Source organism: Shewanella sp. LC6, assembly GCF_006385735.2.
GTDB lineage: Bacteria > Pseudomonadota > Gammaproteobacteria > Enterobacterales > Shewanellaceae > Shewanella > Shewanella xiamenensis.
In genome coordinates this window covers 3,184,297-3,206,679 of the sequence record NZ_CP043902.1, presented here as the reverse complement: position 1 = coordinate 3,206,679, position 22,383 = coordinate 3,184,297, and the positions used below count along the sequence as shown (strand labels likewise).

Genomic DNA, 22,383 nt, shown 5'->3' with positions numbered 1-22,383 from the left:
GAATGTTGTGAAGTGCAAGGATGCACGCGAACGACCATGGCAAGACTCACGCAATTTGTCTATTCGCCCTGCGGCAACTCCGAGGGGGGGGAGGTGAACTCCTTTCGCGTTTGTGTTATTTGCAAGTCATGCAAAGCAAACTGAGTAATGCTTACAACCACTTTTAGCAATTTAACAATGGGTGTCTCGTTAAATTTGTCTCGTTAAATTTCAGGTGCCACTGGATTATGTAATGAAGGATATGAACACGAATCAAGTGGTGAAGGGGAATATTAAAACCACATATTCAGTTTTAATCCCATTGATTTCGTGAACCACGTTACAATACAATCAATCTACTAACATTCTATTTCTGGAATCGTAACTGTGGTGATTAATAAATTTTTCAAGGGTTTCATTTCCTTTTCGCTCATGTTATTAGTTGGAGCTTTGGGTTCAGGATTGTGGGAAGTTGCAGTAAAAGACTTGCTTTACTGGTTAGGTGGTATTTTTGTTCGTCTAGCTACTTCAATACATTCAGGGTATATTGATAGACTATATGCGCAAGTAGGTTCTGGCGCGGATTCCCTTTACTTTATTCCTTCACTTTTCATTTTGTTATTTATTATATCCTCACCATTTATTGTCTTTTATATTCTCAGAAATAATTGGAGAAAACTTGAACTCGCAGAAAGAAAACTTACAAAACTATCGACAGCCAGTACAGATATCATTAAAGAAAAAGAACCCTTAACAGTAAATTCTAATGTTAGCTCTATAAATGAAAATATTAATTCTTTCATTCAAAGTGCAACATTAAAAAACGTAAATATGGTCAATATATTGTCATCATGATGGTGGTTTATTTTTTCATCTCAGTTGTATACACAGATTTATTAATTGCTTCATTGGTGAATTTAAAGGCTGTCAAAGGCATTGAACGCCGCTTAGAAATAATTAGACCTTATACTTCCGATAGGGATTATATGCTCTTGGTTAGCGAGTTTAGGCAAATAGATGACAGAGAGAAAACTCAGGTTTTAATATCAAAAATCAACTCGGTAGCTACTGAAAGCCATGTAATTTTGCCAAAGTTAGACCTTTACGGGATTAATTAATTTTAGAGGAAGTATAGTTTATAAAGCGTACCCGTTAACGGATACGCTTTTCTCCTGCCCATCCCCATATACCTATAAGCGCACTTAGCCAACGCTGTGAAGCGTTGGCACGTTAATCCACCGTGAGGCAGCGTATCCCAAGGGGAAAACCATGCTTAAAATACCTGTCTTTAGTGGTGATTGCTGTCGGTGTTGTCTATGTCGCTAATCGCGTCATGTCTGTTCGCCGTTTAATTGGTTAAGGGTTGAACATGCGTACCACAGTTAAATTCCTATATTTTCAAACGTTGCCGCAGATTACACCGAGATTTGCTAAGCCGAATTCGATTGTGGACGTGACCTTCGATGATATGGATATCATCGCAGAGCCGCCATGGATGGCTTCACGGCGTGTCACGGAAGCAATGGAATTCGGCGTATCCGCAACGAGATCAGAAGTGCTTGGATAAAGCCTTATATTTTCAACCTAACCTTCTTTCATCCCAGCTCTGCAAACAAAAACAGCCACAAATATTTGCGGCTGTTTGTGATTAACATTCTGTTTTTAAATAGATTTAACGCTTACACTAAATCACTCGCTATTCATTGACCATAGCTAATAGCGCAGGTAAGAACTCGTTATCCAATGCGGCAATTTCACCTTGCTCGATAAGCACTTGATTAAGGATCTCATGGCTAGTCAAGGGATTAGCTAATACGACGCGAAACACCACTGTGGGTTGTCTAAAGTAGCGCGCGGGTTGAATGCGGGTGCGGGAGACAAAGGATTTACCCTGTTCGCGTTGGTGTTTTTGAATAAATTGGGTCAGGCCATCGAGCAGCTCATTAAAGCGAGCGAGTTTGGTCTTATCGCCTTGGTCTATCGCCACTTGCATCGCTGCCTGCACATTCGCTGGCACATAACGATAGGTGAGCAGGCACAGCTCTGGCGCGGTGACCAGCTCAAAGTCAGGGTGTGCGTCGATTTGTTCGGCAAAATAACGCGCTTTTTCAAGGCTGTTATTAATCAGGATTTCGTAACCATCGCGGCCGATAATCTGTAAACAGGCATGCACTAACATCGCCATGCCTGGGCGTGAGCCTTCTAGCGTTTGGCTGCCTAAATCCTTAGAGCCTCGGCGCAGAATATATTCGGCATGGTGGGCAATGGCATGGGCAAACTCAGGATTTTTAAATAACACCATACCCGCGCCCATGGGGACATACATTTGCTTATGGGCATCGATGGTGACTGAATCTGCGAGTTCAATACCATCGAGTAAGTGACGGTATTTATTGGATAATAAGCTTGCGCCGCCCCAAGCCGCATCCACATGGAAGTGGCAGTTTAGCTCACTTGCTAAGGCGGCAAGTTCGCGCAGTGGGTCGATATTGCCCGTCTCGGTGGTGCCAGCCACACCCACGATCGCCATGACTTTGATGCGTTTGTTTGCTAGTTCGGCTGCAACTTCGCGCATTTTGGCTACATCGACTTTATTATTGCCATCGGTTGGGATGCTGATGATATTGTCGCGACCGATACCGAGCAGATCGACGGCCTTACCTAAAGAGTAGTGGCCGCGCTCGGAGACCAGAATCGCTAAATCATCGAGGCCATAGTGGCGCAGCGCCTTGATTAAGCCTTCGCGGGTCACGCCTTTAAAGTCGCCATCGGCCTTGAGTAATTGGTTGCGGGCAATCCACAGGGCAGTGATGTTAGCCACAGTGCCACCGGAGCAAAATGCGCCGAGGGAATGGTTGGCGCTGTGCATCCAATTACGATAAAAATCATCATTTTGAGCGTAAATCAAATGGTGCATCATGCCGAGCACTTGGCGCTCAAGCGGCGTAAAGGCTTTGGATGTTTCGATTTTGACTAAGTTTTGATTCAGCCCCACCATCATCTTCGACAGTGGCAACACGAAATAGGGCAGTGCCGAGGTCATATGGCCGATAAAACTGGGCGCCGCCGTATGCACCGAATGCGCCACCAGATTCTGCATGATTTCGTCGGTGTAGTCGGAGACAAAACGCGGCTGGCTTGGAATTTCAAAGGCTTGAAAATCGGTTTCGATTTCGGAAAGCGGCTTTTCCAGTGCGGCAATGCTGTCACCCAAAAAACCGGCTAAGTCCTCGGAAAGCTTCTGCTCAATAATGCTTAAGGTGGATTCCGCATCTTCGGGCACAGTGAAAATCCGCATCAGGCTTTCTTCAGATGCGATGGCTTGGCGAGGGAGTTTTTGGGTCATGGGGCTTGCCGTCTATTAATTCTTATAGTGAAACCGCAAAGGTGATTAAGAGTATAACCAAATACATGGCGCTTAAACCCGTTTACGGATTACCAAAAAGGGAGCTCACTTTACTGCAAGGCCTTTTAGGCATCAAGCAATAAAACACCGCCTAAGTCTGTGCTTGGGTTATAGAATAAACAAAGGCGCTATAAATAGCGCCTTGGGTGTGTGTTGTTGGTTATCTAAACATTGTCTGTACGCTAAGGTAAAGTTAACACTTGCCCAGCATCAAGACGGCGCCAATATTACGGGCGGTATTGATTAGATTGGTTTTGGCGTTAGCCAGCACATCGTCCAGCGGACTTAAATGTGGAATGATGGGGAAAATCGCCGCCATACCTTGCTCAAGTACCGCATTAGCATTGTCGCCAAGGCAACCCGCAATCCCAATGGTCGGAATATTTTGCAGCTGCGCTTGCTTTAATACACCCATCGGGGTCTTGCCAAATATGGTCTGGCCATCGATTCGGCCTTCACCCGTGATGACAAGATCTGCGCCGCGAATTTTGTCTGCCAGTCCCACCGTTTGCATCACAATCTCGACACCGGGTTTAAGCTCGGCGCCTAAAAACGCCATCACGCCAAGCCCCATTCCGCCTGCCGCGCCCGCGCCAGCTTGATTGCGGTGATCGGTTACACCACTTTGGGCTATCACATCGGCATAGTGACTCAGTGCGGCGTCTAAAATGTTCACCATCTCGGGTGTTGCGCCTTTTTGCGGGCCAAAGATGGCCGAAGCGCCACGCTCACCGCACAGCGGATTATCGACATCGCAGGCCACTTCAAAGGTACATTCTTTCAGTAGCGGATGGGCGTTGCTCATATCGATATTGGCAAGCTGAGATAGCGCTGCGCCGCCCGCACTTAGGGTTTTACCTTGTTTATCCAGCAGTAAAATATCCAGCGCTTGGGCCATACCTGCGCCGCCATCGTTGGTTGCACTGCCGCCTAAGCCTAAAATAATGTGTTTTATCCCGCGATTGAGCGCATCACAAATCAGCTCGCCCGTACCATAACTGGTGGTGATCAGCGGGTTACGCTGATCCCTTGGTACATGGTGCAAACCCGAGGCGGAGGCCATTTCAATCACCGCAATCGTGCCTTTGGCTTGCTGGCCTAAAATGCCGTAATGGGCTTTGACTTTATGGCCGAGTGGCCCCATGACCTCTAAATTGACAATGCTGCCGCCAGTGGCATCGACCATAGATTGCACTGTGCCTTCGCCGCCATCGGCGACGGGGATTTTGACAATCTCACAGTCTGGGATCACTTGTGTTAAGCCTTGTTCGATTGCGTTAGCCACATCGAGTGCGCTTAAGCTCTCTTTAAAGGAATCGGGGGCAATAACTATCTTCATTCAAAATCCTACAGCTTTTTGGGCGCTTGGTTGCGCCCAAGGACAAGATAACAGCGGCTTAGAGCAGCACTAAGCTTAGTACATACACGGCCAGCATGGAGGTTACACCTTGGATAAGGGTCGCCATGGTTTGGGCTTTATAGGCTTGTTTAACGCTCATGCGGCTAAATTGAGTCACCACCCAGAAGAAACTGTCGTTGGCGTGGGAGACTGTCATGGCGCCGGCACCAATTGCCATTACGGTTAACACGCGGCCCATTTCGCTGCCAAGACCGATATCGCCCAGCATTGGGGCGACTAAGGCTGAGGTTGCCACTAAGGCAACGGTGGATGAACCTTGAGCAGATTTTAATGCTGCGGCGACGATAAAGGGCATGAAAATCCCAACGCCGAGTGCTGATAATGAGCTGCCTAAAAAGTCACCAATAGGTGTGGCTTTTAACACGGCACCGAAGGCACCACCGGCACCTGTGATCAAAATAATCGGTGCTGCGGCGACTAAACCTTGGCTGATGCGCTCGCTAAACTCGGCAATCTTGTTATCGCTTTTCAGTAACAGCAGTGACAGGAATAGACCAATCAGCAGGGCGTTAACGGGTTGGCCGAGGAAGACTAATAGGCTGAATAGGCCTTCTTTGCCCAGTGGTGCAGAAGGGAAGTTAGCGATAGAACCTAAACAAATTAATAGGATAGGCACAAAAATCGGTGCAAATGCCTTTAATGGGCTAGGGAGTGTGCCGTAGCTTTGTTTTAAGGATTCAAAATCAGCGGCTTGAGCTTTGAGTTCTTCCGCGCCTTCGCCATCAGGTTCAACCCCTGCAAAGCGGTTCGCCCATAGCATGCCCGCAAGTGAGGCAACGGCAGCAACAAATAAACCAACACCAATCACTAGGCCCAAGTTGGACTCTAGCCCTAAGTTACCCGCCGCGGCGATAGGGCCAGGTGTGGGCGGTACAAAGGTGTGAGTCGCATAAAGACCTGTCGCTAACGCCACACTCATCGACACGCTAGAGACCTTCATGCGGTTGGCCATGGATTGTTTCAGCGAGTTTAAGATCACGAAACCCGAGTCACAAAACACCGGAATCGACACTAAGTAGCCGATAATCGACATCGTGAGTGTTGGGAAGCGTTTACCCAAGACTTTAATCACCACGTCTGCCATGGTGATGGCGGCGCCGCTCTTTTCGAGGATGATACCGATAATGGTCCCGAGCACGATCACCAGACCGATATAGCCGAGGATATTGCCAAAGCCAGTGGTGATGGTTTTAGCAATATCGCCACTCGGTAAACCATAGGCGAAGGCGCCAATAAAGGCGGCCAGAATTAAGGTTAAAAACGGATGGAGCTTAAATTTTGAGGTCGCGATAACAATAAATGCAATCACGCCGATGAGGATGAGCACTAAGTTCATAGATTGTCCCGTTCAGTCTTGGCTGAAGTTCTTAAGTGGTTCTGGCTGTTTTTGTAGGGCGCGGCTGTTATCTGATCCTAAGTTCAAATAAAGGCTGCTTTAAGGTCAGCCTATTATTGAATACTGCGAATTGAATAGCTTTGGTTAAACTGACGGAATTACGGTATAAACAGGCCATTATTTTGTGCGTGTGCACAAAATAATGCGTGTGACTTCGAATGTAATAGCAGAAATATTGTTGCGAGGGGTTGGTAAACCTGCGGTTTACCAACCTTAAAAGTGTAGCGTTTAATATCTTGAGTTATTGACGACGAATAAAAGACTCAACATAAGCCGCCGTTCTAGCATTAAGTATCGGATCGGCTGAGGGGGCAATGCCCTTAGGTAATAACAGTGGGTTAAAAATGCCTTTATCACACTGTTGCACTTGGGGATCGCTATCGCGGTCCCCGTTAATCACCACTTGGCCGACCAGTAATCGCTTACGAGTCTCAGGCCAAATCACCGTTGGATTATTAATGTCATCACCCGATTCAGCCAGTTGAATATAGAGGTTCCATTGTGCTGGCTGGGTATTAATGCGCTGGAGTAATTCCGCCTTTAAAAAATCATCACCCAGATTAGCCAGTTCGCTGGCAGAAAGGGCTGCTGTGCCGGCGACGGGTTCAAAAATCCATTTACCCGCAACGCTGTTATTTTGCTTGTCGGTAAACAAAAAGCTGTTTACGCCAAAGTAGCGGCTATTGGCAAAACTGGGGCTGGGTGGCAGTTGTTTTACATACTCGAAAAAAGCTTTGGCATCGGGCTTATTATCGATAAGCCATTGTTTACCTTCGGCGCCTTGTTTCACTTTGGTCTGAAAGGTAAAAAAATCATCCAGATTACTAGCAAAGAACACTGGCACATTGGTGGTGACAAAGTTCAGGTTTTCTTTATCGCCATCAATTTTGAGTGACATAAAGCGCCCAGGCGTTTTGTCGGATATTTGAGGATTGGTGCGGCTTTGTTTCCTAAATCGATTCAGCGAGCAAAGCTCCTCATAATCGTTTGAATATTAAACTACACGGTAAGTTTCAGGCATGCCTAGCCCAGTGAGTTTGTTCAACGCCTTTATCATCGCGTAAGTTTCTCCTACCTGACCGTTATAATTTCGCAGGCTCAATCTGCCACCAAGTAGTTGCTTCACTCTGTACATTGCTGTTTCTGAGATTGACCGCCGATGATAACCATACCGTTTTTTCCACTGTTTATTTGAACCATGAAGCTGTTGCCAACTGACCGCTAAGTTACGCGGATGACCTTGTTCCCAGAGCGCGGCACCTTCCCTCGGTGGAATGAGTACTAAAGCCCGTTTTCTACGAACGGCATCGTGACAGGCTCTTGTGTCGTAAGCACCATCACCTGAGATATTGCGGATTTTGCGATGGGTTTGCTTGAGCAAATTCGGCATAACTTCAGCGTCAGTGACACCGGATAAACTCAGTTCCGCTGCAATAATTTCATGGCTATGGGTATCGACAGCGATATGCAGCTTACGCCACACGCGGCGCTTGCCATCTGTGCCATGTTTCTTCACTTTCCACTCACCTTCGCCATAAACCTTCAAGCCTGTCGAGTCGATAGCCAAGTGCTCAATGGTGCCACGCGTCTTGGTTTTAAAAGCAATCTTGACGGTTTTAGCGCGTTTGCTGATGCAAGTGTAATGTGGGCACGAAAGCGGAATATCAGCCAGTTTAAACACCGAGTTGATAAAGCCTTGTAACGCTCGTAGTGGCATCGAGAAAACACGTTTAACCATCAGCGCGGTGGTAATGGCTAAGTCGCTAAATACGCGTGGTCGACCTTTCCTTGGTTGCTCGGCCTTAGCTTTCCACTGGGCGATAGCGTCCTCATCAATCCAGAAGGTAAGTGAGCCACGATTGATCAGGGCTTGATTGTATTGCTTCCAGTTGATTGTTTTATATTGAGGTTTTGACACGATTGATGGGCGAGTTGATGGGCTATGTCGATCAGATCACCAGCTATGGTTTTAGTTCAACTGATTTAGGAAACAAAGCCGATTGGTGCCACCAAGGGAAAAACGAGCAGTAACCTTAATTTGGCTTTGATTAAAGAACGGAATTGATAATGAATCTTGTAACTCTGGGTTGGGCGCAAAATAGCCCGAAGTGCAAAATCCCTTTGTGTGATTACGCAGTTTCACTTTTTTGCCGGCTTCGCGACTCGCCGCATCCGGCGTGCCATTGACGGCATCAACCAGTTCGGGAATGGTTTTTTCAGCGGCGATTAATGTGGGTGAAGTTAGTGCTAAGCCTGTGATGATGCAGGCTTTGGCAAGTAAAGTCAGTTTGAATAGGGTCATTGTTATTCCTTCAATGGACTGTAACGAGCGTTCGAAATGTCGACGCGAGAGAGTTATCCAGAAATATAGGACAGGAGATACGGTATAAATCTTTCACCGAATGTATTGCTTACTCAATAGTGGAGTAATAGTGCAGTAAATGAGGTTAGCTTGAGACATGATTGCGATATCCATTGATTGCTTAAGCCACGAGAGTTAAATACTCAGTCGTTGAATTCGTCGGCTAAAGGAGCGTCTGGTTAAACAGAGGCTGCTACTTTGGGCTTGCTTAAGTATCAAGCAGTTGTCCCAGATACAGACTTAATAAGCCGTGTAAGGATTGAATATCAGTTTTGGTTAATTGCTGAATTTTATCTAGACGATATCTTAAGGTATTTCGGTGGATAAACAGGGCATTGGCGCATTGCTGCGCATCACCAAAGTGGGTGATGTAGGCGGCTAAAGTTTTACGTAATTGGCCATTTTTATCGGCCTGCGTTAGTTGCTGATAGGGACTTGCTAGCGCTTGGCCGCGCCAGTCATGCTTGAGTCCTGAGAGCAGCACTTGTAAGGAATAATCCTCAAATAGGTATTTTGTGCCTTCAGGGTTGAGCTGTTTACCTAAGCTCAACGTTTCTTGCGCGGTTTGATAGGAGCGTGCAATCCCACCTTTTACGGGAAAAAAGTGACCCAAGGCAATTTTAAAATTTAAGTCCATCTGCGCAGGTAATCGTTGCAATAACTTATCAATACGTTGGTTTTCAAGCTCGGGATCCCATTGTTTTCCATCTAGAAAAGCGGGTTTTAGGATCACCAGCTGTGACATGGAGGTCATGGCAATTAGGTTGCCGCGGTCGGGATTTTGCAGTAGATGCAATACTTGCTTGAGGGTTTCGCTGACTCTGGGATTGCGCTCATCACTACCGCTTAGCTCGTTATTTGTTGATGTGTTTACCTGCGATATCATTTTGTGGATGGCGGAGGGTTGTTTTTCACTGACTTCAATAATGGCGGCCACTCGTGGTAGCGTGATATCAATATCGAGCTGCTTGGCCCAGCGATGCAATTGCTCATCGTCATCGGTTTGTGCCTTGATAAGTTGCAGAATAAATTCTTCACGCTGGCGGTTTTCCCATTGCAATTTATCCTGTTGATTGGCTTGCTCGACAATCATCTCGGCGGTCATTTTTAGTAGCTCGCCGTAGTGGGTTAGTTCTGCCGGGTCGCCAGTAATGCCAATCACACCAATAATTTGCCCTTGGTAATGCAAAGGTAAGTTGATGCCTGGTTTTACGCCATGAAGACCGGAGGCGACTTCTTCGCTCAATTCCACATTGCGATTTTGCGCAATCGCGAGTAAAGCGCCCTCATGGGTTGCACCGATACGTTTAGGGTCTCCTGAGCCTAAGATCACGCCTTGACCATTCATCACATTGATATTGTGTCCAATGATTTTCATTGTGCGACTCACAATTTTTTTGGCGATGTGTTGATCCAAAACGTACATAACTCACCTTATTTTTCAATCTATTTATAAACCACTGACGCAAACAGCAACGCAGTTAGGGTAATGGCAAACGACAGAAAAGGGCAGGTGTTTTTTTATCTTCTATACTGATTATTGAACTCAATCGGTTTTAACGTAATTTTAACAAATTGGGTGGGTAAAATGATGGCCGTATTTATTCCCTTTAGTGTCGTTTGTCCCTTAATGGGCTAAGGCAAAGGATATCACGATGAAAGTTTATCTCTTACCGTCAGCACTGGCGATGTGTATAGCGGCGAGTATTCAGGCACAAGCTGTTGAAATTAAATTTAATCACGGGCAATCCTTATCCGCTGCTGTAGGATTGAGCCAAAAACACAGTTTTAAAGAAGTTAAAACGATAACGCTTAACAAAAGCCAAAGTAAAACCAAAGCGTTGCAGTATTTCGATGGGGTGCTGGTGTATGGCCACCATTTGGTTGTTAGCACGGATGATACTCAACTGAGTGCTGAAGGAGATGTGGCACAAATTGCGGATGATTTTTCCGTGGAAGCTGGGATTTCTCAAGGGCAGGCGATTGCGGCCTTGAATAGACTATATCCGGGTTCGGCGGCAACGGGGAAAAAGGACGTACAGCTTATTATCCTGATGACGGGTGATACTCCAAGGTTAGCGTATCGGGTTTCCTATTTAAGCGACCAAACCGATGCATTGTCTCGACCAACGGGCTTTGTAGACGCTCAAACAGGGATGGTGCTCGAGCATTGGAATGAAATCATGACCGCAAAAAGTACCGCAGGTAAACCTGGCGGTGGTGGTTCCGGTGGCGGTAGCACAGCCTTAGATGCCACTGGACCTGGAGGAAATGCCAAAATCGGTGGTTATTACTACGGCAGTGATTATGGTTATCTCAAGGTGAGCGAGTCTAATGGTACATGCACCATGACCAACACCAATGTGAAAACTGTCAACATGGCGAACTCGACTCGCCGTGGTTCGGTGTTCACTTTTACTTGTCCAGAGAACACTTATTTGGCGGTAAATGGTGCTTATTCTCCTTTAAATGATGCGCACTATTTCGGCGGCGTTATTTTTAATATGTACAAGGATTGGTACAACACTGCACCGTTAACATTCCAGCTGGAGATGCGGGTGCATTATGGCCGCAATTATGAAAATGCCTTCTGGGATGGTACGGCTATGTCCTTTGGGGATGGCGCAAGCTATTTCTATCCACTTGTGAGCTTAGATGTTTCCGCCCATGAGGTCAGCCACGGCTTTACCGAGCAAAACTCTGGGTTAAATTACAGCGGCCAGTCCGGGGGTATCAATGAGGCATTTTCGGATATAGCTGGTGAAGCGGCCGAGTACTACATGCGTGGTAGTAACGATTGGAAAGTCGGCTACGATATAGTCAAAGGCGCTGGGGCGCTGCGTTATATGGATACCCCAACAAAGGATGGACGTTCAATTGACAATGCAGCCAATTATACCAATTCCATTAACTAACTGGTCAAAATTGTCCATGGTCTAGTACACAATTCTATCACTCTTGCTTTCTTCTCAATGAAGGTATTCCATGCGATAGAGCACTGTTCGACAATATCGTCATAACCACTAAAACAACGATTGGCCAACACATTTTGACGCAGCCATTGCCATACCTGCTCTATTGGATTCAACTCCGGTGAATAAGGTGGCAACTTGAGAAGCGTCAGATTATCAAAGTCATCGGCCAAATCCTGTTGATGCCAGCCTGCGCCGTCCATGATGACCAGCGCATGGCGCCCAAATGCGGTGGCGGCTGAAATCAGTTTTAAATGCTCGTTCATATATTCGCTATTGGCATGCGGGGCAATAATCGCTTGTGTCGCCCCCGTTGCCGGACACACGGCGCCATATAGATACGCTGATTCAAATTGTTGCTGCTTGACGGCCCGTGGACGGGTCCCTTTCTCAGCCCAAATACGGGTGGTGGTATTCTGTTGGCCAAAGCGGGCTTCATCTTGAAACCAAACGTCAATGCGATCGAGTGCAACGTGCCCAGGTGTGTTAAGGATCGTTGCCATCCGGAAGTTTTTTAAAAGCCTCTTGTATAGCCTCAGATTGTTTCGGGTGGCGAGAGCGAGTGGTAATCCATGAGAAGCCAAGTTGATGCAGCAAGCGGTAGATATTTGCTTGCTTGAACGTCACACCAAATTCAGACTGAATAAATAGGCCGACATCCTTGGCCATCAACCTGCCACCTTGTTCAGATAGACTTCTGTGCTGTACGAACGCTTTAAGCTTAGCTTGTTGTGCGATGGACAGTGTCGCAGGACGGCCCGGATTGGGCGCATCGTCAAGGCCAGTCAGCCCATGGGTTAAATAGGCGGTGACCCAGCGATTGACACTGGTTCTACTGACCTTAAGCATGCTTGCGATGGCGGTACGAGAATGACCTTCAGTGAAATGGAGTAAGGCAAGATAGCGCATACGTTTGCGTGCACTTTTCTCCGATTTTACTAAGGCTGCGATGTGGGGATTATTCATATTTTGTATGATTAAAAACTGATGACCAATTAGATCACATAATTAATATAATTGGTATTATACCAGTTCTATGGATGTGCATTATTCCTCTGGTGTTTTTAATAAAGCCTTTTACACACTGGCGACTAAAAGTGGTTGGAATACGCGTAAGGCGTTCGATGTGTTTGTGCTAGCAAACCAGTTGTATTGGACTCCGACATCGACGTTTAATCAAGCAGCCTGTGGGGTTCAGCAGGCCGCGAGTGCTAAAGGCTCAGGCTATCCTGTGGCGGATGTGACAGCGGCATTTTCGGCAGTTGGTGTGAGTTGCCAATAAGCTTATTTTAAACGCAATGCATAAAGTGCTGTGTTGTAGATATTAAGTCGGTCGTTCAAGATCTTATTCTAAGCCCCTAAATGGGGCTTTTTAATTGGATTTATATTGCCCTCACAAGGCTATCCTGTTGATGATGGTTTTTTATTTCGGTTCTGGAGAGCTTGCCAGTAGGCTAGCAACCCTCTCTTGAAGCGTGGGAAGTCGTTCGCGTTCAAATTCGGGATGCTGTTTTAGCCAAAGGTTGTTTCGAGGGCTAGGGTGGGGCATGACCATCAATTGCGGCCAATACAAGGACCATTGCTCAATCGCTTGGGTTACTGTGACTTTTGGGGGCGGCAATGGCGTCGATAACGTTAAGTCCGGTGAGGTTAACTCCCTGCATGCTGTACTAAGACGAGCCTTAGCACGTGGCAGATGGTAATCAATTGCATATTGGCCAAGGACGAGCACTAACTCTACCTGTGGCATCAAGGCTAATAACTTTTCATGCCAGGTCGTGGCGCACTCTGGGCGCGGCGGCTTATCACCTTGCTTTTTACCGTTTCGCTCAATGGTTCCCGGAAAACAAAACCCCATCGGTACTATGGCGAACAGGGCGGGATCATAGAATTGTTCTCTGCTGACATTAAGCCAAGTGCGCAGACGCTCGCCACTGGCATCATCGAAGGGAATGCCCTTGTGGTGAGTTTTTACACCGGGGGCTTGGCCCGCAATTAAGATCCGTGCTTGGCTACTGGCTTGCAAGATAGGTTTTGCTGGCAGTGGAAGCTCGGCCTGACACAGTTGGCAGGCGCGAATTTGCTTGAGCAGTAAATTGAGTTCGGTTGAGTAAGCGGGCTCGATACTTGGGTGTGGGGCGGTTGTCATCGTTAAGCCCCTAGTTTGCTCAATAGATGATAGAGCCAATAACCAAAGAGTGCATATGAGGCGGCTAATACAAGATAACTCAATGGCTTAGCACCCAAGGATTTAGTGGGAGTTTTGGCATGAGAGGCTAAAGCAATATGGGCCAAGATGATGGCAAATAGAGCGCAGGGCGGCAGTAGATAACTGATGCCGAGAATCAATAAGGCGCCAAGACTCAGTAGCCAGCCCGCATGTTGATTGCTGGGCTGATGAAGTTGGCGTAACTGCAGCGGCAATAAAATCAGCCCAACGCCTACAATGATCATCCCAAGATTGAGTGCAAAGTCGCTCCAAGTGCGGTGTTCATAAAGGGTAAAGGTAAAAGCGAGCAATGGTACTATCAGTGCGGTTAGTACGTGGCGTTTGGCAAAGATGGGATTACGATACTGACCCGCAAAAAAGAACAGCCCTTGCATTAAGCTATTGATCAGGGTAAATCCACCCAGACCGACAATGATAAATAAGCTTGCTGTGCCACCGCTGGCATCAAATGCCATGGCAGGGGTAGAGAACAAACTTAAACCTATCAAGGCGGGTACAGGCGATAAACGCCAAAAAGAACAAGTGAAGGACGACATCTGATATCCACTGATAATTAACGGGCTGAATTAACATCCGCTAAAGTGCTTGTAAACTCAAGGAATACCTTATTTTGAGTGCGAGTTTTGCCCCAGATTCTGATCTTATTCAAGATTTTGTGGGTTGGAATAGCGAGATGTTGTAACAAAAGTGCGGTGAGTTTTCGTATAGTTTCGCGAGCACGAGCTTGCCGGAACGAATAATATTTACTCTCGAAACTTCAACACGCTCTCATAAAAAAGCCCGCAGAGCGGGCTTTTGACCATCAATAAACGCAGATTAGAGCTTGTAGCTCATGCTCAGCATTAGCATTTGTGCGGTGTAGTCATGGTTATTAGTACCAAAACCTACGACGTTCCAAATGCCATCAACGGCGATATCATTTGCGGCGTCATTGTCCTTATAGTTCTCAACTTTGTAATCGAAGCGCAGCGCGAGTTTTTCGGTGGCTTGATATTGAGCATATAAGTTAATGTTATGTGCTTTGGCAAAATAATCGCCATAGTCGCCAGTGATACCTTGTCTGACTTGAGTGTTACTGTCGGAGTTGGAATAGGTGTAATCCAATCCTAGGCGTAACTTGTTCTCCAGCAGGTTGTTGTAGCTAATACCTGCACCGACCACATCCACTTTATCTTCAATAAAGCCAGTCCACGTCGGGGTGCTGTAATTACTGCTACCCGCCTGTTCAGACTCAATGATCTGGTAGTTGTAGAAGGCGGTTGCCAGTAAGTCTGCGGTGATCATATAGCTGATATTGGCATCATAACTGGTGTCTTTTGACTCAGTTAAGCCAATCACAGTATCGGTATAATCATCCAACGCGTAACGGGCACCAACATCGATGGTCAGGCTTTCAAGCGGCGAATGGGTGATGCGCGCTTCGACTTGAGTTCTGTCACGGTCAGCCAGATTGTACTTACGTAACAGGTTGTTGGTTTCAGAAGAAGTCCATTCAGACGCTTGGTATTGTGAGCCGTCACGTTTTCCGTAACTGCCTTTTACCCACATGTCCCACATATCGAAGCTATTGACGCGTAAACGAGCCCAAACGGTATTTTCATCCGTGGTTTCACGGTCTTGATAATCACGTTGGTCACGTTTGAAGTCATAACCACCATCAAGTTTAATATCGCGGGTAATACGATAATCTGCCGCGACTTTAAAGCGTTGCGTACGATTATCATAAGGCGTGTTATAAGCCACCTTACCGTTGACATTGTTGATGCTGATCTGGGTCCATTCTTCAACTTGGGTATTATTGTCACGGTCGTAATAATCGTAACTACCTGTCAAGCGAAGATCTTTACTGACTTTGCTAACGACTTTAAGGTTCATGCCCAATAGATCGACTTTTGCATCAACCGCATCACTTGTTAGCTGGCTGGAATAACGATAGTTATCCGTTACTAACGCCTGATCTTGGCTCATTTGTCCAGTAAGAATACGACCCGATAGGGCGTTACTGCCATCGTTGTACTGTCCCATCAATGACACTGTGTGTGCCTGATTATCGGGATCAAGCGCCAACGTACCTTGGGTTTGGGCACCAAAGGTAGGATTGAATGCACTATCAAAGTCCAATTGGTTGTATTCGTTTTTGAATATAGACCCACTGTAACTGAGCGCTGTGAACCAACGATCACCCTTGAGTTTGACACCCGCTTCAATGGTGTCAGTAGTGTAATCCACTGGCTCTGCTAACATCATCGATTGGTTGAAGAAGCTACCAGAGGCTTGTTTTAAGCCAGTTTTTTCTTCACGCATGTAGTTAACATAGGTGCTCCACAGGGATTCGCCTTGATATTCAAATCCCAATCCCGTGCGTTCACGTTTAAGTGATAATTCAAGGGCATTGAGGCTATCCATCAACAATGGCATTTGGCTGCTTGAACCAGCAGTTACCCAGTTATCGGGTAACGTCAGGTTATTGCCACCAATACCCGCGTAGGGCGATAGGGCGCTATTGCTGTCGTAGGTCGCAATTTGGCGATAGTTTACATTGACGTTGTACTGGCCTTGTTTGCCTGCATTCACATCTAAACGACCGCCATCCATACCGAGTTGATAAGCTTCAACACTGGCACGGTAACCTTTTTCACCTTTAAAGCTTAAATCGGCATCAAATTTGCCCGCGACTTCATTGGATGTCCCAAAGGCATTGGCTGAGCGAATATCCTCTTCGCTGTTATAACCGACACCGACACCCACAGTGCCAGATGTGCCTGTTTCAACCACGCAACCTTTGCAGCTCCATGCGGATAATTTCACTTTATCAGTATTGGCATTAGCAAGACCATAACCATCAGCGGCTACGGCAAAGCCAGTGTTGGCTAATAACGCTAGAGTGATCAAATTGAGTTTAAATTTCATTTTCTCGTCTCCTTAGCGCTGTAATAGCTTGCCAGATGGATGGTTAGAACCATGGACCTGACTATGGCAATTTAAGCAGCTTCTTCCACCCGTAAAGGCATTGTCACCGACATTAGAACCTAAACCAGTGTTACCTAAGTAAGGATTGCTGGCGTGGCCATCGCTAGCATGACATTGCTGACACAGCTGCGGCGCGCGGGTTTTCAGCATGGCATCATTCACACTACCGTGAGGATTGTGGCAAGTGACACAATTCTCAGTGACGGGTGCATGCTCCCAAAGTTTTGGGCCGCGTTTCTCGGCATGACAGGAATAACAGGTATCATTAACACTAGGCTTGTTAAGATCGGAATCTGTCATGCTCCCATGGGGATTGTGGCAGTCGCTACAGGTCATTTGGGCCCATTTGAGTGGATGACTTGAGCGTTTATTCATATCCGCTTTTTGCTTAGTGTGGCAGCTAGTACAGACTTCCATCTCAGTGTTTTTAGATAACACAGGATCTTTAGCTACGTGTACTTGGTGACAAGAAGCACAAGCAACATCGGCGTTGTCATGGTGACCGCCATTCCAAGACATACGTTTATCATCTTGGTGACAGCTCATACATACGCTGTTTTGCTTATCGGCACTTAAGGTTGATTGCTTACCAAAAGTGATCATCGGCTCGTTGCCGCCTTTGTTGTGCTGACCCATTGGGCCGTGGCACGCCTCACATTGCAGGCCAGCCATGGGGCTTTTTGACGAATCAATCGCGCCGTGGACACCTTTGAAAAGGTCCATCACTTTTTCAGATTTTTTATGGCACATGATGCAAGAGTCTGCACCTTTAGGGGAGTAGTTGCCTTCGGCAAACTTCTTATCCAAGGTCGCTTCGACTTGCTCAGGGGTCATTTTTTCATCCCACTTCGACGCGTAAGCGTTTGGTGTGATGCATAAAGACATAACTGCTGACATTGCCATTGTGATGACAAATGCCGGCAGTAGATTTTTCATTTTGTGACTGTTCTTCATAATAGGCTTCCCAATTTGTCCCAACAAAATTCAAGAAAGGGGGAGCTAGCTCCCCCTGCTTGGGCAAATTACATTTTCACTTGAGTGTGATCTGCAACTGTTGGGGTATGGCAGTAGAAACAGGTTTCTGACTGTGCCGCTTGGTTGGCTTGAGTATAATCGCCATTCACAATCGCACCCATATTTTCTAAACCGTGGCCGATAGATTCTGGCGCGTGGCATGAAGTACAAGTTGCTGTGATTGGGGTGGTGTATTTACCTGCAGAAGTAGCCAGTGCACCTTTCACTTTAAATGCATCTAAGTTGAAGTCGTTGTGGCACTGAGTACATTCTTTGATCACGCCTTGCTCACCGTGAACCACGTGTAGTTTCATTTCGAAACCACCTTTGTTAGCACCGTTTGCATAGGTACCATCTGGTGTGTGACAGGCAACACAAGCATCAACACCCACGATAGGCTTACCGTTTGCGTCTTTGGCATGTGAAACTTGTTCAGACATCACAAAGCCTGCATGGTGACCTTTGTGGATTTCAAAGGTGTCACTGTGACAGCCTTGGCAAGTGCTGAAGTTCACTGAGTTAACATGACGTGTACTAGGCGCTTTACCAGATTTAGTACCAAAGGCTAACTCGGCTTTCATACTGGTGGTTGTGCTATTAGCAGTACAAGCCGTTAATGTGGTACCAGTGTTACACATTTCTAAGCCAATAAAGGTAAAGGCGGTATCAGTATCGCCCGCACCAAATGGCAGTGCAGGAGTAGTGAACACCAGTTTACCATCAGCGATGGTAACATCAGCTTGTAATGCACCATCTTTGACTAGATCTTTGGCCACTTTAGCTGTACCGCTACCTGGGCTCTTGTTATAGCCCATGATGGGGAAGTTAGGTCCAACGTTAGTGATAGTTTCTAAACGTTTAATCTTATTTTGTACACTCGCCGCATCAATGGCATTGCCGTTTTTATCTAAGATAGACACGGTTAATACCGCAGTATTGTCTGCTTGAGCAGCTAATGTTGCAGACATACCTAATTGAGCGATAACGGCTTTTTTGTCAGCGGTTTTAGCTGTATGTAACTCGGCTGTCCAAGTGCTGTTATGGCAGGCGATACAGTTAGAGTTATCGAGTTGTTGAGAGTGGCCTTTACCCGCAGCAAAATCCACAGTGCTATGACAGCTTCCACAGGTTGCGGCAGTTGGAATACGTGACCAGTTGCCCCAATCAGGTGTTGCTTCATTTTCAGTGTGACAGCTTTGGCAGCTTTCTAATGAGCCTAAGGTCAGGTCTTTATGCTTGGCGTGAACTAGAGCATTAAACTCTTTACCTACGCCCACTTTGCCTGCGGTGTGGCACGTTGCGCAGTAGTTAACATCTGAATACGCACCACCATGTTTAACCTGTGCTAAGTCTTGGTGACAAGTATTACAGCTTTCAGTGGCAACGATTTTACGGCTATAACCAGGCTCGGCACCTGTGTCAGCGGTGAAATCTACAAAAGCGTTGCTGTTAGGCACTAAGGTGCCATCTGGTAGTGGCGTATTGTAAGCGCGGATTAGCACACGTTGAGCCAACTGGTCGTTGTAGGTGATCTTAGCATTGGCAGTTAAGTTCATCTTGAAGGTATAGCTGTAGTGGCCGTTCTTCTTGTCAACAAAAGTACCTGGGCAAGTTGAAGCGAGATCACAGGTTTCATCACCAAAGTATTGCCACTGAGAGGCATTACCGGCACCTGTAGCGCCTTGAGGAAGTAATTGAGCTGCTGCAAAACGCATTTTTTGCAGACCCACGACCGGTAAATCGTCTTCGTTGGTGACAGTGAATTCAACACTAGGTACACCGTTAGTCACAACAGATTTGTTGAATGTAAAATTGAGCTTTTGAATAGCGGGAGCTGGCTCTCCACCAGGTTCACCGGGTTTACCATCGTTACCATCGCTACCACCACAGCCTGTTAAGGCCATAGTGACGGCACTTGCTGCAAGCAGCAGTGCGAATTTTGATTTTTTTGCGTTCATCATTTTTTTCCCTGCATAGGTTTGGCATTACTTAAGTGCTTGTCTTCTTCACCCGACAGATTCTTTGTCTGTGCTTTGGTCTTGAAGGCAACCTAAGTGGATGCTGGAAATAGAATTCCCCAAGGAAAGGCTAACCTAACATGCCTCTAAAATCTTCTAAGCCTTTGCTAATGTGTGACTTGGATCTTTCTATTTCTAAAGAGGTAGTTAAACCACAGGGGAAAAACAAATTTAGATCAAAAAAACGGCGGATTGTGAAGCTAAAATAAAAAAGAGAGAGGGGATACCTCTCTCTTTTTGTTCTTACTCTCTATTGAGAGAATTACGTCGGCTTAGTTACCGTGAGCTTCCATCAATTGTGATGGAGTATGGCAAGTCGCACAGCTTTCAGAGGCACGAGTTTGAACATCTGCTGCACTTGAGCCATTTAAGATACCGCCATTAGTCTCGATGTGCGATTTGGCAGCGTCAGACAGATATTTCTGGTGACAACTTAAGCATGCACCAGCATCGGAAGATACCCAAATATCAGCACCATTATTTGTGATATCACCGTAGCGCCATACACGTTCTGGTGATCTGCCTAAAGCAATACCCGTTACAACGTTTGATTTATCTGCAGTATGACATGTTGCACAATCGGTTTTTAATACAGTACCAGATTGTACGCCTGCATATTTCAGATAATGTCCTTCACGCTCGTGCGCTTTCCAAGCAAAGCTGGTTGGTATCTTACCGCCTGGATAGGCCGCATCATTTTTCAGGGTTTTGTCCGATGTATGACAAGTTTGGCAGTTTACACCGTTGTCATAGTGGTGGATTTCCTGATTGTGACAGCCTTGACACTTAGTTGGGTCGATGATTTCACGACGTGCTTTAGCTTTTGCAGTGCTATCCACACCACCATCTTTCCAAACGAAGTGATATGGTGCTTCTTTAACTGGTACTTTACGGACGTTAGGTACAGTACAGTCTGTCATCACAACATCAGCAACGCCATAGCCGCCATTGTTGAAGCAAACCTCTAATGTAGACCAGAGTTCAAATGTTTTACCGTTAGCATCCGCTGGTAAGCTGAACTTAGTACCTGTTAGTGAATAGGTTTTGGTCGCTTCATTATAGGTACCTTCGTTCAGGGCGATACGACGGTTGCTATAAGAAGCTGCTGCTGAGCTTGGGTAATCTTTGTCAGAATCCCAAGCCACAACAACGCGTGAGGTTTGGTTTACATAGGCTTTATCGATTGCATTGCCATCTTTATCAATCACTTGTACATCGAAAGTGATTTTTCCTGTTGCATTTACACCCACATTGCTGAACTTAATACCCATCGCTTTGGTGTCAGAATAGGCTTTCAGTACATCGCCATGACGTTTGGCTGCGCTGCCAGTACCGCCATAAGGCTCTGTCGCATTGTGGCAAGAGGTACAGTCAGTGCTGCTATGGTGAGCAGATGGTTTTTCAGTATGGCAACCAATACAAGCTTGATTGCTTAAGTCTGCTTTGAATAGGTCTGCATTGGCAGGTGCACCGGCACCTTCAACGTGACAAGCTGAACAATCAGCAGCAGGTTTTAATGGGAAGCCTACTTTGCCGTAGTCGATCACTTTACCACCGTAACCGACAATCTTATAAGGAGCAGGTACTTCTGCGCCTGTCTCATCGAAGGTATGACGCTCACCACCTTTGTGGATAGCGTGGATCATGTAAGTAAATTCAATGCTATTGCCTGATTCTGGATCGCCAGAGGTCGCAGTATGGCAAGAGGCACAGTTTTCAATATCGATACGACGACCACCATGAAGCTCTAAGCTTTCAGGTTGGTGACAGGTATAACAAGCTTGAATAGAAACCACGTTACGGGTTTGAATACCTTCCGTCTTACCAGTAGAAGGTTGCCAGTCGAAATGGGCGTTGGCTGTGAGTTGTGGTAATTCAAGCTCCATCGTCGCGCGTTGAGTCGCGTCAGCGCTGTAAGTGACGGTTAATGGCTGAGTTACATTGGCAATGTTGGCTTGGTAGGTGTAGCTATAGCTACCATCACCATGGTCAACTAAGCAAGTATCACATTTACTTGCTGCTTCAACGTTTGCTTGGTATTGGGCTGATGGCTTGAGGTTATCAACGCCGGATGGAATAGTACCTGGCTCTTTTTTGGCATTAATATAAGCTTGCCATTGATAACCACGGTTAGCTTCAGTTTCACCCACTTTTTCTTTAACTGGAGTTAATTGCGCAATACCAAACCGTAAATCGTGATCTTTAGTTAAGCCTAATACGGCAACGCCATTAGCATTTTCCAACGTAAAATCAACGGTGACTTTGCCTGCATCAACAGTGGCATTTGTGAATTTTGCTTTTAAGGTTGAGGTGGAGTTGATATTGACACCAACAACGCCTGGTTTACCGTCTTCACCATCTTTACCGTCACTGCCACCGCAGCCAGTGAGAAGAAGTGAAAGTAAACCGGCACCCAACATCGCTTTTGTTGCGGTATTGAAATTGAACCGTTTCATCATGATATTTCCCTGCAATAGTTTTAATCATCATTAAACACTTATCAAATAAGAATAAATCTCATTATTGGCATTTAATGTGTGGGATTAGATCCCACCTGTAAGGCTAACTAAGTCATTGGTATTTATCAGTCACTTTAAGCGGGTTATGTGATTGAGA

Annotated in this window: 16 protein-coding genes and 3 pseudogenes; 5 read left to right on the top strand and 14 right to left on the bottom strand. The window is 46.2% G+C overall.

The genetic code is table 11. From position 1 onward, the window contains the following. The first annotated feature begins 366 nt into the window (after positions 1-366). The 3 genes from FJD32_RS14465 (at position 367) to FJD32_RS14455 (ending at position 1,546) form a co-directional block, all read left to right on the top strand. The gene (locus FJD32_RS14465) at positions 367-834 is read left to right on the top strand and encodes a hypothetical protein (protein WP_088585777.1); all 468 of its coding nucleotides are present in this window, start codon (positions 367-369) and stop codon (positions 832-834) included. After that, positions 831-1,097, top strand: a complete 267-nt coding sequence (locus tag FJD32_RS14460) for a hypothetical protein (RefSeq protein ID WP_088585776.1) — start codon at positions 831-833, stop codon at positions 1,095-1,097. Before FJD32_RS14465 ends, FJD32_RS14460 begins: the two co-directional genes overlap by 4 nt. Positions 1,098-1,348: 251 nt before the next feature. Further along, entirely contained in the window at positions 1,349-1,546 is a 198-nt protein-coding gene (locus tag FJD32_RS14455; protein ID WP_088585775.1) for a hypothetical protein, read from the top strand. A 129-nt stretch (positions 1,547-1,675) separates the two neighbouring features. Here the strand turns inward: FJD32_RS14455 and panP are convergent, their stop codons facing one another. From panP to FJD32_RS14420, 7 genes and pseudogenes are all read right to left on the bottom strand, one after another. Then, positions 1,676-3,325, bottom strand: coding sequence for a pyridoxal-dependent aspartate 1-decarboxylase PanP (panP, locus tag FJD32_RS14450; RefSeq protein ID WP_088585774.1), 1,650 nt, complete (start codon positions 3,323-3,325; stop codon positions 1,676-1,678). 253 nt (positions 3,326-3,578) lie between these two features. Next, positions 3,579-4,724, bottom strand: a complete 1,146-nt coding sequence (locus FJD32_RS14445; RefSeq protein WP_088585773.1) for a glycerate kinase — start codon at positions 4,722-4,724, stop codon at positions 3,579-3,581. Positions 4,725-4,782: 58 nt separating this feature from the next. Then, positions 4,783-6,141 (bottom strand): GntP family permease, encoded by a 1,359-nt coding sequence (locus tag FJD32_RS14440; protein WP_037427906.1) that lies wholly within the window; start codon positions 6,139-6,141, stop codon positions 4,783-4,785. Between the two features lie 301 nt (positions 6,142-6,442). Further along, positions 6,443-7,138, bottom strand: a pseudogene (locus tag FJD32_RS14435) (catalase); the annotation flags it as partial. A gap of 57 nt (positions 7,139-7,195) precedes the next feature. Continuing rightward, positions 7,196-8,119, bottom strand: a complete 924-nt coding sequence (locus FJD32_RS14430) for an IS5-like element ISSpu11 family transposase (protein ID WP_069455281.1) — start codon at positions 8,117-8,119, stop codon at positions 7,196-7,198. Positions 8,120-8,200: 81 nt separating this feature from the next. Beyond that, a pseudogene (locus FJD32_RS14425) lies at positions 8,201-8,503 on the bottom strand (catalase); the annotation flags it as partial. 268 nt (positions 8,504-8,771) lie between these two features. Then, positions 8,772-9,989, bottom strand: coding sequence for a sugar diacid recognition domain-containing protein (locus FJD32_RS14420; RefSeq protein ID WP_037427908.1), 1,218 nt, complete (start codon positions 9,987-9,989; stop codon positions 8,772-8,774). Between the two features lie 229 nt (positions 9,990-10,218). Here FJD32_RS14420 and FJD32_RS14415 point away from each other — a divergent pair, with 229 nt between their 5' ends. Then, positions 10,219-11,478 (top strand): M4 family metallopeptidase, encoded by a 1,260-nt coding sequence (locus tag FJD32_RS14415; RefSeq protein ID WP_275892362.1) that lies wholly within the window; start codon positions 10,219-10,221, stop codon positions 11,476-11,478. On the opposite strand, the gene FJD32_RS14410 is transcribed toward FJD32_RS14415, so the two are convergent. Beyond that, a protein-coding gene (locus FJD32_RS14410) for an IS630-like element ISSpu8 family transposase (protein ID WP_088585529.1) occupies positions 11,475-12,501 on the bottom strand; the annotation gives its coding sequence in 2 pieces (ribosomal slippage) (positions 11,475-12,050 and positions 12,052-12,501; 1,026 coding nt in all). The two genes, FJD32_RS14415 and FJD32_RS14410, sit on opposite strands and share 4 nt — an antisense overlap. Positions 12,502-12,559: 58 nt before the next feature. Here FJD32_RS14410 and FJD32_RS14405 point away from each other — a divergent pair. Beyond that, positions 12,560-12,817: pseudogene (locus tag FJD32_RS14405) on the top strand (M4 family metallopeptidase); the annotation flags it as partial. Positions 12,818-12,958: 141 nt separating this feature from the next. Here FJD32_RS14405 and FJD32_RS14400 read toward each other — a convergent pair. The 6 genes from FJD32_RS14400 to FJD32_RS14375 all read right to left on the bottom strand — a co-directional run bounded on the left by FJD32_RS14400 (position 12,959) and on the right by FJD32_RS14375 (position 22,226). Continuing rightward, on the bottom strand, positions 12,959-13,684 hold the full coding sequence (locus FJD32_RS14400; RefSeq protein WP_088585771.1) for a uracil-DNA glycosylase family protein: 726 nt from the start codon (positions 13,682-13,684) through the stop codon (positions 12,959-12,961). 2 nt (positions 13,685-13,686) lie between these two features. After that, entirely contained in the window at positions 13,687-14,301 is a 615-nt protein-coding gene (locus tag FJD32_RS14395) for a hypothetical protein (RefSeq protein WP_088585770.1), read from the bottom strand. A gap of 280 nt (positions 14,302-14,581) precedes the next feature. Continuing rightward, a complete protein-coding gene (locus tag FJD32_RS14390) occupies positions 14,582-16,675 on the bottom strand; it encodes an MtrB/PioB family decaheme-associated outer membrane protein (RefSeq protein ID WP_088585769.1) in 2,094 nt (697 codons plus the stop codon). Positions 16,676-16,687: 12 nt separating this feature from the next. Continuing rightward, entirely contained in the window at positions 16,688-17,689 is a 1,002-nt protein-coding gene (gene mtrA / locus FJD32_RS14385; RefSeq protein ID WP_088585768.1) for a decaheme c-type cytochrome MtrA, read from the bottom strand. A gap of 68 nt (positions 17,690-17,757) precedes the next feature. Then, positions 17,758-19,710 (bottom strand): OmcA/MtrC family decaheme c-type cytochrome, encoded by a 1,953-nt coding sequence (locus FJD32_RS14380; protein WP_037427913.1) that lies wholly within the window; start codon positions 19,708-19,710, stop codon positions 17,758-17,760. Between the two features lie 329 nt (positions 19,711-20,039). Continuing rightward, a complete protein-coding gene (locus FJD32_RS14375; protein ID WP_037427914.1) occupies positions 20,040-22,226 on the bottom strand; it encodes an OmcA/MtrC family decaheme c-type cytochrome in 2,187 nt (728 codons plus the stop codon). Positions 22,227-22,383: the final 157 nt, after the last annotated feature.